Here is a 14,713-nt window from a genome sequence, read left to right as displayed (position 1 = left end):
TTGGCGTAGCAGCCACGGCCTCGTTACCGGATCTTCATTCGCTCTGGTAGTGCCATGCCTTCGGTAGCGGTGGCGCGACCTGTACCAAGCGCTCAGGGCTTGTAAACCACGTTGTCGTCCACGCTGTACAGCAGGCAAGGCTGTTTGGCCCTTTCTTCACAGCGCTTGAGGGCCAGTGTGTTGACATCGTCTGTGGCGCTGGAGACCCAGGCCCAATGCTGCCTCGTTGGTGCTACCGCAAAGGCCCTGGGCAAGCTGGCCTGAAGGTAGCGCTGGTATTGCTCCTGACCGGCAGCTGCGTCGAGCGGCAGCTTCTGCATGTCCTCCAGCGCAGCCAAGCCACTGGCCGGAAACTGGCGCGCGCGCAGCCGTCCGGGCAAGGTTTCCTGATCGGGGCTGGAAACCCGGCGCAAGTCTGTCACCACACCGCGCTCGAACGCGTTGGTGGGAACAGGTTCGCAACTTGTGGGTTTTTGTGCCTTCAGGCCATCGCAGAAAAACACGCTGTGTCCCAGGGTGGCCGCCACATCGGGGTGAAAGAAGTTTGCCGCGCCTTTGTTCTTTTCGATGGCAATCCAGCGCATGACCAGATCAGGATCGGCCTTGCCGTCCGAGTGCTGGACGATCCAGCTGAACAGCCCGCTCTTGTTGACCGAATTGCGGTCCAGGTTGCCTTGGGTGTCATAGTGCCCATGGAAGCCAACATAAGTGCGCTCCGCCGGATAGTCATCTGTAAAAACCCGGTATTTGCCGCCCAGAAACATGCGCGAACACGACGAAATGCAATACCCCGAAACCGCAGTGGTGACCCCGGCCTCGCGCAGCACATCGCCAACCCGGTAGCCCGTCCAGGCGTCGCCACCGTGCGAGTTGCGCAACACAACCAGGTCAATTTTGGGGTTGGCAGCAAAAGCGTCTTTGACCAAAACAAGCTCTGAGCCTGTGACCGGTCCCGACAAAATAAGGGTGTTGCCAAACGTGGCCAGTTCCATGCCACAAGCCGCACCGCAGCCCAAGGCGGTTAACCCCAGAACGGACAACGTAGCGAAGAGCGAGTCGCGAAACTTCTTAGTGACCTTGAGCTTGTTGATACTGAGAAAGACCAGGCTGGCCATGTGTTTCCTTAAGGTTGGCCGCCGGTGGTGCGTGACGGCTCGCGCTGTGGCAAGGGGATGTACTCGGTCTCACCCGGCACCTGGCCCATGCCCTGGCTGGGGTCCATGGCGGCCCAGGCGCGGGAGGCTTGTTCGATGCGCTCCCTGCTGGTTGACACGAAGTTCCACCAGATGAACCGCCGCCCCAGCGGCTGGCCGCCCACCAGCATCAGGCGCGCGCCGTCTGGCCCGGCGCTCAGCACAGTGCTTTCACTCAGCACAGCCAGCGTGTGGGTCGGCAGTGGCTGGCCGTCCAGCTGCAGATCACCCTGCACCCCATAGACCGCCTGCTCGTCAGCCAGCATCGGCAAGGTCCACTGGCCATGGGCAGGCAGGCGAATGTCGAGGTACAGCGTGGGTGACAGGGTGGCCACCGGCGACTGGGCACCCAGCGCCTGCCCCACCAACACCCGCACCTGGGCGCAACCGTCCTGCAGCTCGGGGATGGCGCTGGCCGGGGTGTGGACAAAACTGGCGCTCACCTCCTGCTTGGATTCGGGCAACGCCAACCACAGCTGCAGACCGTGGTTGACGTAAGTGCTGTGGCGCTCGGCCTCGGGCTTGCGCTCGGAGTGCACGATGCCGCTGCCCGCCGTCATCCAGTTGATGGCACCGGGCTCGATGCGCTGGACGTAGCCCAGGTTGTCGCGGTGTTGGATGACGCCGTCAAACAAATAGGTCAGCGTTGCCAGGCCGATGTGCGGGTGTGGCCGCACATCATGGTTGTCAGCCGGTGTGACGGTGACCGGGCCAAAGTGGTCAAAAAACAGAAACGGCCCCACCGCCTGGCGTTGCGCGGCGGGCAACAGGCGGCGCACCACAAAACCACCGCCCAGGTCATGGGCATGGGCACCCAGCAGCTGCGGCGCGCTCATGCGGCCCGCTCCACGGTGGTGGTGATCTCGGTGGTGACACTGGTCATGAGCTTGTGCACCGGGCATTTGTCGGCCACGGCGCTCAGCTGTGCCAGCTCGGCATCGCTGAAGTTGCCGCTGATCACCAGCCGGGTGCTGAGCTTGTAGACACCGTTGCGCTCCTGGCTGCTGTCGTGCGACACCTCGGTGTGCACATCGTCCACCGCGATGTTTCTCTTTTTGGCAAACCACAAAACGGTGAGCGCCTTGCAGGCACCCAGCGCGGCGTCGTACAGGTCGTGCGGGCTCGGGCCTTCGTCACCACCCCCCTCGGCGGCGGACACATCGGCGCACAGCTGGTGTTCACCCATGTGGATGGTCTGGGCCAGGGGGGCGCCGGGTTTGCGCTGGATCTGAATGCTCATCTGGGTGGTCTCCGGTGGGGGTGAATTTCAGTGTAAAACGGGCCAGTCCATTCACCGACGCGTGAAACACCGCGCGTCACAAGGGCGTGTCACCCAAGCGGAACGGGCGTAACAACATGGTTTGGCGCGAAGCCTAGTTGGCAGGCCGATACATCGCACAAATCTTGTGCTTGTCCGGGTCGCGCAGATAGGCCAGGTAGATGCGCCCGGTGGGAAATTCGCGCCAGCCCGGCGGGTCTTCACACGTGGTGCCGCCGTTGGCCAGACCAGCTGCATGGAAAGCATCGGCTTGCTCGGGCGACTGCATGGCAAACCCGATGGTGCTGCCATTGGCATGGGTCGCGGGCTCGCCATTGATCGGCAGGGTGATGCCAAACAGGCCGGTGGGGCTGCGGTAGAAATAGCGGCTTTTGTTGGCCACCCCTGGGCCGATGCCGAGCGTGCCGAGCACAGCGTCGTAAAACGTCTTGGAGACCTCAAGGTCTTTCACACCAACCATCACATGACTGAACATGGCTTTCTCCGTAGCTTGTACAAAGCGCGGATTGTTGCAGTGTTTTAAAACAAATTCCGGTATCTATCTGACATACAGACTGATGTACCGACATAAGACGGCCGGTTTCGATGGCGTTGCGCTGCAGCACAGTGGCGCGTCCGTGTGGCCTTGCCTAAAGCCTGGCGGGTGGTGCGGCCGATGTGTGGAAAATGCGGGCTTTGTGCCAATCGCTCTGACCGACCCACATGCTTCGACCCTTCACCTCCTACCTGCCCGACTGGACACGCGATTGGCTTGAAATCATTGTTCCGGGCCTGCAGATTCTGCTGATCCTGCTGGTGGCGTGGTTGCTGCAGTACCTGCTGCGCCGGGCGGTGAGCCGCGTTGGCCGACATTACCAGCTGCCGGTTGCGTTAACGATGCCGCTCAAAGGCCTGCTGCGCTGGACCATCATGCTGGCGGCCCTGATGCTGGTATTGGAGCGCGTGGGCGTGTCGGCCACCGTGCTCTGGACCGCCTTCACCGGCTTTGCCACCGTGGGTGCGGTGGCCTTTTTTGCGGCCTGGAGCGTGCTGTCCAACCTGTTTTGCGCGTTCCTGATCTTCACCGTGCGGCCCTACCGGCTGGGTGACTGCATCGAGCTGCTGGACGTGGCCGAAAAACCTGGCGCCCGAGGCCGCGTGGTTGACATCAACCTGCTCTACACCTCGCTCGAAGACAGCGACAGCCCCACCCCGGGCACCCTGCTGCAGATTCCCAATGCGCTGATCTTCCAACGCGTGGTCCGGCGCTGGAAGGGCGGGCAAGCGCCCACACCCGCCGCGCAAGCAGCCAGCAGCAGCCCCGCCGCCGGGCAGACGCCAGCGCCCAGTTTGTAGTGCCAAATTGACCGCTAGCCCTTTATTTATAAGGGCCTGCTGCTATGACGATTTGCAGTGCCCGCCTTGCTGGAAGGGGTCGAGCAGGTTCTGGCAAATCCAGCGTGCCACGGTGTAGCGCCAGCCAGCCTCCTGCGCTTTGTAACGCTCCAGCCGCTTGGTGAAGAGCAGTTCACGCGGCAGGTCTAGAAAAATGATGGTCGCAGGGACCAGGTTGAAAAACACATCCATCAACACCGCGACCAGCGCCGCAGGCACCAGCAACACGCGGGGCATGATGCTCAGCTGGTCCCACGCCGCCTTGGCCGCCATGGTGACCACGAACAACAGGTAAAAAAGGTAGGTGTAGATCGTCCAGTCGATGAGGCCGGCATCAAAAAGGGTCGGAAAAAACATGGTGAGGGGTTTTGGAAGAAAAGCTCAGGATGCCGGGGCTGGCGGGCTGAGTCAAGTCCAAAGCAGCCGCAAGGTGATCAGCCCACGGGCGTGCACAACTCCACCAGAAAACCATTGATGTCGGCCACATAGGCGATGGTCTGGCCCCAGGGCATGACCTCGACCGGGCGCATGGGCGTGGCACCGGCGGCAACGGCCTGCGCCAGCGCGGCGGGCACATCGGGCGTGCACAGCGCAATCTCAAAGCAGGGCGCTTCGGGCTTGGCCGCCTGCGGGTTCTTGCCCAGCTGCTGCATCAGGCGGTGGGCTGAGAACGCCAGCGCGGTGCTGCCGGTGTCCAGCTCGCCGTAGTCGCCGCTCTCGTGCAAAAACCGCGTCGTCAGCCCAAAGGCCGCTTCATAGAACCTGAGCGTGGCGGGCACATCTGGCACGTAGAGGATGGTGTAGCCGAGTTGCATGGCGTGGCCTTTTGGTGGTGGGTTGAACAATGCACGTATTTATACGCCAAATTGGTCTCTAGCCCTCGTTGAATAAGCGCAAGCAGCTATCAAAAAAGAACCGTGAGCCTGCCGCCGGAACCTTCCCCGGCTGCCTTTAATACACGCCCATGAAATCGCGCTTGCCGATGGCCAAGCCGTTGTGGCGCAGGATGTCGTAGGCGGTCGTCACGTGGAAGAAAAACTGCGGCAAACCATAGTTCGCCAGGTAGGCCTGCCCATTGAGTTTTTTCTCCTTCGGCGTGCCGGGGCGCAAGACGATCTCGGCGCCTTCCTTGCCTTCAAACTGCGCAGCGTTCACGCTGTCCAAAAAGGCCAGGGTCTGCGTCAAAAGCGCACCCAGATCGGCAAAGCTCTTCTCTTGCCCCTCCAACTTTGGCACCTCCACCCCCGCCAGTCGTGCCGAGATACCACGCGCGAAATCGGCGGCAATCTGCACCTGCTTGACCAGCGGAAACATGTCGGGCGCCAGCCGCGCCTGCAACAAGGCGTCGGGCTCGATTGACCTGGCGCCAGCATATTCGCTTGCCTGCGCAAGAATGGTTTTCAAAGCCGTCAGCATCTGCTTGAAGACGGGAACCGAGTGGGTGTACATAGCGCTGGTCATAGAGTGTTCCTGTAAGTGTTGGGGAGGGAGAAAGGGCGGGCTCCGCCGTGCCGCTGTGGCATCGCTGGGCAATGTACCCGGTAGCTGCGCGCACCTGCGCTGTAAGGTTGAAACCCCGGTTTGCTGAACGAGTCATTGCCGCAGGGTTTTATGCCAAATCGGCCTCTAGCCCTCGTTGAATATACGAAGGCAGCTATTAAAAATAGAGTATTTATGTGGGCTCTGATGCTTGCACCGTGCATGCACTGCACCCAGCGCGGCGAATGTCACATTTATTTGCCGCACATAAAGCGGTGAATAACCCGCATAATCACCGCATGTTGACCGACAAACCCCAACCCCGGCGCACCTACCTTTGGCAGCGCCCCGACTGGCCGCAGTGGCGGTTTGACGCGGCTGCGCTGGCCGCGCCGCTGGCGCAGGTGCACCGCGCGCAGGGCCATCTGGCGGGCCGCATGGCCGAGTTGGGGCTGGCGCAGCGCGACCAGGCCACGCTGCAAGCCCTTACGCAAGAAGTCATCACCACCAGCGCCATTGAAGGCGAGGCGCTCAACTTGGACGCCGTGCGCTCCTCCATCGCCCGCAGGCTGGGCGTGGACATTGGCGCGCTGGCCCCAGCCGACCGGAACGTGGACGGCGTGGTCGACATGGTGCTAGACGCTACCCAGCACCACGCCCAGCCGCTCACCGCAGAGCGCCTGTTTGGCTGGCACGCGGCCCTGTTCCCCACCGGCTACAGCGGCCGGGTGCGCATACAGGTGGGCACCTGGCGCAACGACGCCGCAGGCCCCATGCAAGTAGTGTCTGGCCCCGTGGGCAGAGAAAAAGTGCACTTTGAGGCGCCGCCCGCCACCGCACTACCCGCAGAGACTGCTGCTTTTCTGCAATGGTTTAACGCCGCCCCTGCGGGCGACGCCCTCATCCACGCCGGTCTGGCCCACCTGTGGCTGGTGACCCTGCACCCGTTTGACGACGGCAACGGCCGCATCAGCCGCGCCGTGGGTGACATGGCGCTGGCTCGAGCAGAGGGCACGGCCCAAAGGTTCTACAGCCTCAGCGCCCAAGTACAGCGCGAGCGCAAACAGTACTACGACCAGCTAGAAGCCACCCAGCGCGGCACGCTGGACGTCACGCCGTGGCTGAGCTGGTTTTTGGCCTGCCTGCTGCGCGCCGTGCAGGGTGCTGATGGCATGCTGGCTGGTGTGCTGATGAAGTCGCAGTTCTGGCAACGCTGGGCAGGCACCCCCATGAACGCGCGGCAAACGCTGGTGCTGAACCGTGTGCTGGACGGCATGGAGGGCAAGCTCACCAACGCCAAATGGGCAGCCATTGGCAAATGCTCCGCAGACACGGCACTGCGCGACATCAACGACCTGCTGGCGCGTGGCGTGCTGAGCAGGCTGGAGGGTGGGGGGCGGAGTACGGGGTATGAGTTATGTACCAACTAGGCCGGTAGCCCTTTATAAGTAAGGACTAAATGCTCTTTTAAATAGAGCAAATTGCAACATTGGCACGCTGTAAAATACTGTGCAAAAATACAGCTTTTATGCATACACAGGCGCTGTCTGAGGAGCTGCCATGAAGAAGATGCCTCGCATTTCCCCCAACCAATGACTCAGAGTCAACGCTTTTTGCCAACATTCGCGCGCTGATCGAGTCCGCCCGCAGCACGGTTGCTCGTGGTGTTGATCTGGTACAGGTGCACACCAACTTCGAAATTGGGAGGCATATTGTTGAGTTTGAACAGCAGGGCGATGAACGTGCGGAGTACGGCCAGCAATTGCTCAAGCAATTGGCAGAACGTCTGAGCGCCGAGTTTGGAAACGGTTTCTCGCTTACCAACCTCAAACTCATGCGGCAGTTCTATGTGCTGTATGTCGCTCGAATTGGTCAGACAGCGTCTGACTTTACGGGTGGACAGACATCGCGCCCAATAGGTCAGACACTGTCTGACCTATTGGTGGCAGGCAATGGCAAGCGCCCCTTCACCCTCAGCTGGTCCCACTATGTCTTCCTGCTGGGCATCAAAAAAACCGATGAGCGCAGTTTTTACGAGATCGAAGCCACCAGCCAAAACTGGACCTTGCGTGAACTGCGCCGCCAGTTTCAAAGCGGCCTGTATGAGCGCCTGGCCCTGAGCCGCGACCAAGACGGCATTCGCCAACTGGCCCAACAAGGACAAATCGTCAGCCAACCCAAAGACCTGCTCAAAGAACCCCTGGTGCTGGAGTTTTTGGGCCTGTCAGAACAAGCCCGGTTTTCTGAGTCGGACCTGGAAGCGGCCATCATCAATCAGATCGAGCACTTTTTGCTGGAACTGGGCAAGGGCTTTTTGTTTGAGGCTCGCCAAAAGCGCTTCACTTTTGATGACGACCATTTCTTTGTGGATCTGGTGTTTTACAACCGCTTGCTGCGCTGCTATGTGCTGATCGACCTCAAGCTCGGCAAGCTCACGCACCAGGACTTGGGCCAGATGCAGATGTACGTCAATTACTTTGACCGCCACGTCAAAACAGATGCCGAAGCCGCCACCATTGGCATCGTGCTGTGCAAAAAGAAACACGAGGCGTTGGTGGAAATCACCCTACCCAAAGACGCCAACATCCACGCCCGGGAATACCAGCTTTACCTGCCCAGTAAAGAAGAGCTGCAGCAGAAGCTGGCTGAGTGGTCCGGGGATGGTGTTTGACTGACATTAGGGTTAAAAATGACCGCCATCCCTTGTTGAATAAGGGTCAACAGCTATCAAACTTGAATCACCACCCTGGCGACATTGCTCAGCCCATGGGCGTGCACAACTCCACCAGAAAACCATTGATGTCGGCCACATAGGCGATGGTCTGGCCCCAGGGCATGACCTCAACCGGGCGCATGGGCTGGGCACCGGCGGCAATGGCCTGCGCCAGCGCCTGGGGTACATCGGGGGTGCACAGAGCAATCTCGAAGCAGGGGGCGTGTGCATTGGCCGGCTGCGGGTTCTTGCCCAGCTGCTGCATCAGGCGGTGGGCTGAAAACGCCAGCGTGGTGCTGCCGGTGTCCAGCTCGCCATAGTCGCCGCCCTCGTGCAAAAACCGCGTTGTCAGCCCAAAGGCCGCTTCGTAGAACTTGAGCGTGGCGGGCACGTCTGGCACGTAGAGGATGGTGTAGCCGAGTTGCATGGGGGCTCCGGTATGGGGTGTCTTAACTATTGTTCAACTCAGCAAACTTGGCCGCCATCGTGGGGTTGCCGCGTGTGAGCTTCTTGATCGTCAGATCGTCGGCTTTGTCGTTGGCGAGCCGCAAGTTGTTCGCTGACTTGTGCAGCGCTTCCTTGGTTTTTTCCAGGTCCTTGATTGCTTCGTCGATGCGCCGAATAGCTTCTTCAAAGCCTTCGGAGGCCAGGCGCCAGTTGCGGCCAAACGCCATTTTGAACTCGTCGAGCTGGGTTTCAAACTTGGTGATGTCCACGTTTTGCGAGCGCACCAGCGCCAGCTCTGACTTGTATTTCAGCGAATTCAACGCGGCATTGCGCAAGAGCGTGATCAGCGGCACAAAGAACTGCGGCCGCACCACATACATCTTCGGATAGCGGTGCGACACATCAACGATACCGCTGTTGTACAACTCGCTCTCCGGCTCAAGCAAGGACACCAACACCGCGTACTCGCACGCCTTTTCAGTGCGGTCTTTGTCCAGCTCTTTCAGAAAATCCTCGTTCCGCTTTTTGGTGGCCGTCTCGTCGCTCTCGTTCTTCATCTCAAACATGATGGAGACGATCTCGGTGCCGTGCTCGTCCGCCTCGCGAAAGATGTAGTCGCCCTTGCTGCCGGTGCGGGCGTCGTTGTCTTTTTCAAAATGCGCTCGCTGAAAGGCCGCCGCACGAATGCGGTTGAACTCAATCTCGCAGTGCTGCTCCAGCGTCTCGCCCACCATCTTGGTCGATAGCCGCGCCTTCATGTCTCGCAGGCGCTCAATCTCGCCTTCGCGGTCGCGCAGCTGCACGGCGAATTGCTCCTTGATGGCTTTCTCTTCCAGCTGGTTTTTGACGGTGATGACGTTGAGCTCGCTCTTCAATGCGTCGCGCTCTTGGGCGACCACGCCCACGGCTTCGTTGACGGCCTCCGTCACGGCCAACTGGCGCGCCACGTCGCTGGCCGCCAGCTTGGCCTCAGCCAACTGGGCTGCGGCTTGCTGAGCGGTACGCGCCTGGGCCAGCTCGTTGGCCAGCGCATCGCGCTCTTTGCTTACGGTGCCCAGGGCTTCTGTGACCGCCAGCTTGCGCGCCACCTCGCCCGCATCCAGCTGGGCCTTCAGCGCCTGAATCTCGGTGTCTTTGGCAGCCGCAGCTTTTTGCAGCGCATTGGTGACCTTGGCCTCGGCCAAGGCAATCGCGTCGCGCTTTTCCCGCTCGGCCAGCTCGAGCCGCTCGTGCAAAGCTTGCTCAAACTCGCCATCGCGCACCTGCTTGAGGATGTCGGCGTACCCCGCTTCGTCGATCTTGAAGGCTTTGCTGCAGTGGGGGCAGATGATTTCATGCATGGGGACTAGGCCTTTTCTTGTTGGTTGGACTGGTTTTGGGCCCGCTTGCTGCGGGCTGAACAGGGGGGGAGTACTGAGTAGCTGTTGTTTGCATAGGCTGATAGCACCCGTGGAATTTGCGCGATAAGCTATTAAAAACGTCGCAATTCTGCAGTGTGCTCAGCCCATGAGCGAGCACAGCTCTACCAAAAAAATAGCCGTTGATGTCGGCCACATAGGCAACGGCCTGGCCCCAGGGCATCACCTTCAGGGGCCGCACGGGTTTGACCGTTATAAATTCTGCGGAGTCCTGATTCAAAAATCACCGCATCAACGACGCGCTAACCAGCAATAATTGAATTTAAATCAACCAAATGCTTGAAGTGAACAGCTTCCCAATATGGAAGTTTTGAAGCCTCAATGAAGCGAATCGCGTCGGAAATATCATTTAGGGGTCTCTTTGCCTGCTTCATTTTGGCATTTGTCGAAATGGCTATCTCTCGAGGTATGTTCGCATTAATTAACAAGCGAACCTCTTTTGAATATGCACCTCGCTCCATAAATGAAAGCAAGCTTGAATCGGCTTCTTTGATTGCGTACGCGGGACCGAGAAGAGAAGGCAATCCAAATGCAATATCCTTCTGCAACATATTAATTGTGCTTTCGGTATTATCCGCGCTTTTTCGAGAGTAACTATTTGAGAGAATTTCAAATAATGGTATTTCCTTCGCCCACCTTGCTGCATTTGAGCTAAAAATTGGTATAACTTGACCAGTTAGGTTCTTTCCTCCTACATATTTTTTTGTTCGCTCTGGAATAATTTGATTAATTTTATTGATAAGTTCTTCTAGTTGCTCGCCAAGTCCGGTAGAAAATATTGATATCGGGAGGCGTAAGTCATCGGCAGACTGTGCAATGAGATTGAGTTCAAAAGGGTTCCAATAACGAAATCTTTTACACACCGCTTCGCTAACGACTAGTTTCTTCATGCGCCCCTTGATCTCATTGATCTCTGTCATACTCAGGGTAATGCCCTTGCGTGCTAGCCACGGTTGAGCGAATTTCTCAGTATAAATAGCGCTAGCTATGTAAGAGGCAACTGAATTTAGCGGGAAGTTATCAAATCTTGATGTGAGCGCATGAACTATCTCTCCCCTGTTTTCCTCGAAAACCTTCGCATAGCTGCCGTCTATCTTTATATCTTCTGGTTTAAATAAGCTGGATTGAACTTCTACCTCTTCGAAGGATGTACCGTCGAGGATAAATGTCCGACCTACAAAATCTCTCAATAATCTTCCCGCTCGACCGCGAAGGTTTGCAATTTCATAATTGCTTAACGTTGGTTTCACTCCAGTCATATCCCTAATAAAAAGGTTGGGATTTCGGAGTACCACGGTCTTAGCTGGAATATTTACACCTTGCATCAGTGTCGTCGTGCAAACGACATGATCAATTATGGATTGACCAATGGCGAACTCGAGCGCATTTCGTATATGGGGAGGAAGTTTTCCATGATGAAAAGCAACTTTTGACTCAATGCATTCAGCTAAATCATAAGAAGGGGAAACGGTCGTTTTAATGTACTCAGCAAGGCTGTGTATCTTTTGGTTTTTTGATTTATGAAGACGCCTTGCAATTGATAGAGCGGTCTTTCTGCATTGTCCGGATGTCGGGGAGAATATAAGTCCACCCTTGTTGGCAACTACTACGTTGAAAAGATATTCGTGAAAACTGTCGCTATATGTTTTCTTAGAGAAACCTGTTGCTCCAATTGTGTTGTCCAATATTTCACTGAGGTGGTTTGAAGACAATTCGGAGAATTGCTTAACTTCAATACATTTTCCTGTCGGGGTAATACTGTAGGCAATGTTGACAACTGGTGAGGATGTTGTCGATTGCTCAGATACAGGTTGGTTAAATAGGGAGGCAGCCATCGATCTAATGTCAGAAATGCGTGGCCCAGAAACGACGGATAGGCGTGGACTGAATCTGTCATGCAAATCAATAATGACATCAATCAACATTTTCGCGCGTGAATTGCTGTCGCCAATATCAAAGGCTCGCTCAATATTCTGAACCTCGTCGATAATTAGCTGCGTAAGGCTGAAGTTACCGTTATTTAAGAAGTCTAGCCGTTCTGTGATGCGTTCTTGCGTTAGCACAAAAAATATTGCACCATTCTGAGCGGTGATATTTTCATCAACCGTGGTCAGTATTCTTATTTTGACACCGCTTTCGCGTGATATCGCGAACAGGTCCGTGGCGACCTGATTCATTAGCGTAACAGTGGGGACAATGTAGAAAGAAACTCCACCGTGCTGCGCCGCATTATGTACAGCACGCAAGCAGAGGAGGTAAGACTTTCCAGCCGAAGTCGGAGCAGATACTGCAACACGTGGAGATCGCTCAAGTTCGTCCCAAAGACGTTTTTGAAACTCAGTAACGATGAGCTTCTTGCCTAGGGTTTCAATCGTGTATTTCTGGCTTTGAAGGTACTCTTCAAGAGTTGAAGCCAAAGATGAATTGACAATCTTTCCATCTTCTCCCTGCAGCATTTTAGAAACTGGAGAAAATCCAATCCTCGTCATTGCTGAATTTATGTATTCCCCAAGCAAGTTAAAATGCTTATGAAAGTGCGTCCACAAAAGAGCGCACATTGCCGCGATTTTTTTACTTTCTTCATTTTTTAGAATTGCGCATTCGATAGCGTTGATGACCTTGTAAAGGTTGACCTCAGTAATAAGATCTTTTTGGGATGTTGATTTCAGTCCGATCGACTCCACTGCGGCGCGCAGTTCGATTTTCAAAAGAATGTCTATAGCTTCTTTCATATTGAATTCACAAATTCATCTAAGAGTGCATCGAGCTTCCAAACAGGAATAATGATATACGTGAAGCGACTGAGGGCTAATTGCTCCAGATCGTTATAAACTGCAGGCATAATTTTTGAGCATTGATGAAGGACGGCATTTTTTATCTGTTCTTTTATTTCTGGACCTGTGCTGGTAAATTTCGCAGTCTCGTTATATATGATGATTGAGACAGGGTTCAGTTTTACCTGTTGCAGTTTGTTTGACAGCAGCTGCTCGGCGACCTGCTTGAGTCCAGGCTCTATGAACCCACCAGCGACAAACTTGCGAATTTCGATATGAAAGCTGCTGAGTGTTTTCTCCATCGAGGTAATTGACTCCTCGAAGGCGCTAGGAAATTGATATGAGCTTTTGTAGCATTTTGATTCGCCAACATAAACCTCATTGCCGCCTGTTCCTTTGTAATGAATTGCGTCAGCCCCAAATCTTTCGTGATTGTCACTTGTGCGAACGGGTTGTTTTCTTAGCAGTGGGGCTGCATGAAAGAGATGCTGCAAAAAAAAGCTAAGGAGTAGTTCACCGAATTGACCTTGAGGTTGTGCAATTCGAATTGTTTCCCGTGCAGAGTTGTATAACGTCGCAGAAGCAGCTGATAGGTCACACGTTGGTCCGTAAGCCTCATCAAATATTCTCTTTGCGTCAGGTTTTGAAAAGACCCAGTCGATTATCGAATCTCTGAGGCCTTGAATGATGCGTGCGTTATTAAACTGAAAGTCCGTGAGTGCGATGTGAGAACCATAGTGCTCCTTTTTAGGTTCAAGGGCTGGCTTAAATTGGAAGACGTGCAGAGCATCTAGTAGTTTTGATGTGTTAGCGAGAAACTTCGTTGTATCTATGCTCATGGTCGTCCTTGTAAACCTGTTCTAAGTGGATGACATCGGAGTTACATCATGGGGTTAGTTTTTTGCGCATTTGGAATCTCTAGCGACCGTAACAACCAACTGCTGCGTAGCCGCCACATAAAACACCGGCGCCGCTTCCTTCTCATCCTCCCCTGCCGCAGGCATATGCCCCACGCCGGGTAGCGCCACCACGGGGAACTCCAGGCCCTTGCTGACCTTCATGGTCATCACCTTGATCTTGTTGCTGATGGGGTCAAAGTCGCCAGAGCCCAGCCGGTTCTCTACCGGCAGCTTGCGTTGCGCCAGGGTGCGGACGCTCAGGATGAGGCCGATGGGGGCCTCTTCGCCCGCATGGCGCTCGTGCTTGTACAGCCATTTGAGGGGCAATAAGTTGACAAAGTGGCTCCAACTCAAATGTCGTGACACTGTCGCGACAAACTGGGTAAGTGGCAGTACAAGCTGCACCTTGTGCCGCAAGCTTTTTGCCGACAGTGTCGACAAAATTGGGATCGCATCGGCAAACGCCACCATGTGACTCATGCTGCTTGCCATTGTCATGACCGGCGGGCGCATTAATGTCTTTGGTTGGAAGACGCTCACAGGGCCTTCTTTCCTTTGGTCAAGCTGCTGGCAATCAGGGTGCGCAGTTCGGCGTGCAGGCTGTTGGCAGATTCAGGGGCGACTTGGTTCATGGCTGCACCTTGCCGATGTGCTGCACGCCAAGCTTGGCGCTGATGGAAGAAATGAAAGTCGCCATGTCAAATTACCCCCTGAATGACATTGTTCTTGTCGCGTGCTTGATGCCGCTACGTTGTCCCGCAACCATGCGGGCCTGCCCTTGTGTTGACATTTTATAGATGGAAAGTGCTTCTAGCCCTTATAAAACAAGCGGTATCAGCTACTCTATTTATAGTTGAGCTAAATCAATTTTTCAGACGCTGACCGGCAGCCAAATGTTGCAAGAACGTTCAAGTCGAACCGTTGCAAGTGAGGACCACCCGTCCACGATGCCGTTCCAATGAATATTGAAAAATTAACGCGACAAGTTAAATTTTCAATGATGGAAAGCTGCCAATTTAGGTAGAACGCTGGCTGTATCGCACCAACTGAAGGGGCGCAAAAGAAGTATTGCGATAAATATCGTGGCGCGATTGGGCGCTCAGGCCCCCAACCTGCGCCCAAACACACCTTCACCCC

16 protein-coding genes are annotated in these 14,713 nt (G+C 55.7%); 3 read left to right on the top strand and 13 right to left on the bottom strand.

Features of this window, described 5'->3' with window-relative positions; genetic code table 11:
- Positions 1–92: 92 nt before the first annotated feature.
- The 4 genes from KKO72_RS17275 to KKO72_RS17260 all read right to left on the bottom strand — a co-directional run bounded on the left by KKO72_RS17275 (position 93) and on the right by KKO72_RS17260 (position 2,947).
- Entirely contained in the window at positions 93–1,115 is a 1,023-nt protein-coding gene (locus KKO72_RS17275; RefSeq protein ID WP_214941784.1) for a hypothetical protein, read from the bottom strand.
- 8 nt (positions 1,116–1,123) lie between these two features.
- Positions 1,124–2,029 (bottom strand): pirin family protein, encoded by a 906-nt coding sequence (locus tag KKO72_RS17270; RefSeq protein ID WP_214941781.1) that lies wholly within the window; start codon positions 2,027–2,029, stop codon positions 1,124–1,126.
- Entirely contained in the window at positions 2,026–2,433 is a 408-nt protein-coding gene (locus KKO72_RS17265) for an OsmC family protein (protein ID WP_214941778.1), read from the bottom strand. Before KKO72_RS17265 ends, KKO72_RS17270 begins: the two co-directional genes overlap by 4 nt.
- Before the next feature lie 133 nt (positions 2,434–2,566).
- Positions 2,567–2,947: a VOC family protein gene (locus KKO72_RS17260; RefSeq protein ID WP_214941775.1), complete on the bottom strand. Its 381-nt coding sequence runs from the start codon at positions 2,945–2,947 to the stop codon at positions 2,567–2,569.
- 227 nt (positions 2,948–3,174) lie between these two features.
- Between KKO72_RS17260 and KKO72_RS17255 the strand changes: the two genes are divergently transcribed.
- A complete protein-coding gene (locus KKO72_RS17255) occupies positions 3,175–3,807 on the top strand; it encodes a mechanosensitive ion channel family protein (protein WP_214941772.1) in 633 nt (210 codons plus the stop codon).
- A gap of 42 nt (positions 3,808–3,849) precedes the next feature.
- On the opposite strand, the gene KKO72_RS17250 is transcribed toward KKO72_RS17255, so the two are convergent.
- From KKO72_RS17250 to KKO72_RS17240, 3 genes are all read right to left on the bottom strand, one after another.
- Positions 3,850–4,203, bottom strand: coding sequence for a hypothetical protein (locus KKO72_RS17250; protein WP_214941769.1), 354 nt, complete (start codon positions 4,201–4,203; stop codon positions 3,850–3,852).
- Positions 4,204–4,280: 77 nt separating this feature from the next.
- Positions 4,281–4,661: a VOC family protein gene (locus KKO72_RS17245; RefSeq protein WP_214941766.1), complete on the bottom strand. Its 381-nt coding sequence runs from the start codon at positions 4,659–4,661 to the stop codon at positions 4,281–4,283.
- A gap of 136 nt (positions 4,662–4,797) precedes the next feature.
- Positions 4,798–5,307, bottom strand: coding sequence for a DUF1993 family protein (locus KKO72_RS17240; RefSeq protein ID WP_214941764.1), 510 nt, complete (start codon positions 5,305–5,307; stop codon positions 4,798–4,800).
- 317 nt (positions 5,308–5,624) lie between these two features.
- On the opposite strand from KKO72_RS17240, the gene KKO72_RS17235 reads away from it, so the two are divergent.
- Both KKO72_RS17235 and KKO72_RS17230 read left to right on the top strand, forming a co-directional pair.
- The gene (locus KKO72_RS17235) at positions 5,625–6,755 is read left to right on the top strand and encodes a Fic family protein (protein WP_214941761.1); all 1,131 of its coding nucleotides are present in this window, start codon (positions 5,625–5,627) and stop codon (positions 6,753–6,755) included.
- 191 nt (positions 6,756–6,946) lie between these two features.
- Positions 6,947–7,996 (top strand): PDDEXK nuclease domain-containing protein, encoded by a 1,050-nt coding sequence (locus KKO72_RS17230; protein ID WP_214941893.1) that lies wholly within the window; start codon positions 6,947–6,949, stop codon positions 7,994–7,996.
- Between the two features lie 88 nt (positions 7,997–8,084).
- Here KKO72_RS17230 and KKO72_RS17225 read toward each other — a convergent pair whose 3' ends face one another.
- From KKO72_RS17225 to KKO72_RS17200, 6 genes are all read right to left on the bottom strand, one after another.
- Positions 8,085–8,465, bottom strand: a complete 381-nt coding sequence (locus tag KKO72_RS17225; protein ID WP_214941758.1) for a VOC family protein — start codon at positions 8,463–8,465, stop codon at positions 8,085–8,087.
- A gap of 22 nt (positions 8,466–8,487) precedes the next feature.
- Positions 8,488–9,825 carry a DUF2130 domain-containing protein gene (locus tag KKO72_RS17220; RefSeq protein WP_214941756.1) on the bottom strand — a complete coding sequence of 446 codons (1,338 nt, stop codon included), beginning with the start codon at positions 9,823–9,825 and terminating at the stop codon, positions 8,488–8,490.
- Between the two features lie 320 nt (positions 9,826–10,145).
- Positions 10,146–12,635: a DEAD/DEAH box helicase gene (locus KKO72_RS17215; RefSeq protein ID WP_214941753.1), complete on the bottom strand. Its 2,490-nt coding sequence runs from the start codon at positions 12,633–12,635 to the stop codon at positions 10,146–10,148.
- Positions 12,632–13,516: a DUF1837 domain-containing protein gene (locus tag KKO72_RS17210; RefSeq protein ID WP_214941751.1), complete on the bottom strand. Its 885-nt coding sequence runs from the start codon at positions 13,514–13,516 to the stop codon at positions 12,632–12,634. The genes KKO72_RS17215 and KKO72_RS17210 overlap by 4 nt, the downstream gene beginning before the upstream one ends.
- Positions 13,517–13,570: 54 nt before the next feature.
- On the bottom strand, positions 13,571–14,116 hold the full coding sequence (locus tag KKO72_RS21195) for a 3'-5' exonuclease (protein WP_371736902.1): 546 nt from the start codon (positions 14,114–14,116) through the stop codon (positions 13,571–13,573).
- A 318-nt stretch (positions 14,117–14,434) separates the two neighbouring features.
- Positions 14,435–14,713: hypothetical protein (locus tag KKO72_RS17200; protein WP_214941748.1), on the bottom strand; the 279-nt coding region annotated here is incomplete at its 5' end.

It is taken from the genome of Rhodoferax sp. U11-2br (assembly GCF_018619435.1).
Taxonomy (GTDB): Bacteria; Pseudomonadota; Gammaproteobacteria; order Burkholderiales; family Burkholderiaceae_C; genus Rhodoferax.
This window is presented reverse-complemented; position numbering and strand designations above follow the sequence as displayed.

Bases quoted from the DNA above. Each gene is read 5' to 3' on its own strand.
- KKO72_RS17275 (WP_214941784.1), bottom strand. From the start codon at position 1,115: ATGGCCAGCCTGGTCTTTCTCAGTATCAACAAGCTCAAGGTCACTAAG.
- KKO72_RS17270 (WP_214941781.1), bottom strand. From the start codon at position 2,029: ATGAGCGCGCCGCAGCTGCTGGGTGCCCATGCCCATGACCTGGGCGGT.
- KKO72_RS17265 (WP_214941778.1), bottom strand. From the start codon at position 2,433: ATGAGCATTCAGATCCAGCGCAAACCCGGCGCCCCCCTGGCCCAGACC.
- KKO72_RS17260 (WP_214941775.1), bottom strand. From the start codon at position 2,947: ATGTTCAGTCATGTGATGGTTGGTGTGAAAGACCTTGAGGTCTCCAAG.
- KKO72_RS17255 (WP_214941772.1), top strand. From the start codon at position 3,175: ATGCTTCGACCCTTCACCTCCTACCTGCCCGACTGGACACGCGATTGG.
- KKO72_RS17250 (WP_214941769.1), bottom strand. From the start codon at position 4,203: ATGTTTTTTCCGACCCTTTTTGATGCCGGCCTCATCGACTGGACGATC.
- KKO72_RS17245 (WP_214941766.1), bottom strand. From the start codon at position 4,661: ATGCAACTCGGCTACACCATCCTCTACGTGCCAGATGTGCCCGCCACG.
- KKO72_RS17240 (WP_214941764.1), bottom strand. From the start codon at position 5,307: ATGACCAGCGCTATGTACACCCACTCGGTTCCCGTCTTCAAGCAGATG.
- KKO72_RS17235 (WP_214941761.1), top strand. From the start codon at position 5,625: ATGTTGACCGACAAACCCCAACCCCGGCGCACCTACCTTTGGCAGCGC.
- KKO72_RS17225 (WP_214941758.1), bottom strand. From the start codon at position 8,465: ATGCAACTCGGCTACACCATCCTCTACGTGCCAGACGTGCCCGCCACG.
- KKO72_RS17220 (WP_214941756.1), bottom strand. From the start codon at position 9,825: ATGCATGAAATCATCTGCCCCCACTGCAGCAAAGCCTTCAAGATCGAC.
- KKO72_RS17215 (WP_214941753.1), bottom strand. From the start codon at position 12,635: ATGAAAGAAGCTATAGACATTCTTTTGAAAATCGAACTGCGCGCCGCA.
- KKO72_RS17210 (WP_214941751.1), bottom strand. From the start codon at position 13,516: ATGAGCATAGATACAACGAAGTTTCTCGCTAACACATCAAAACTACTA.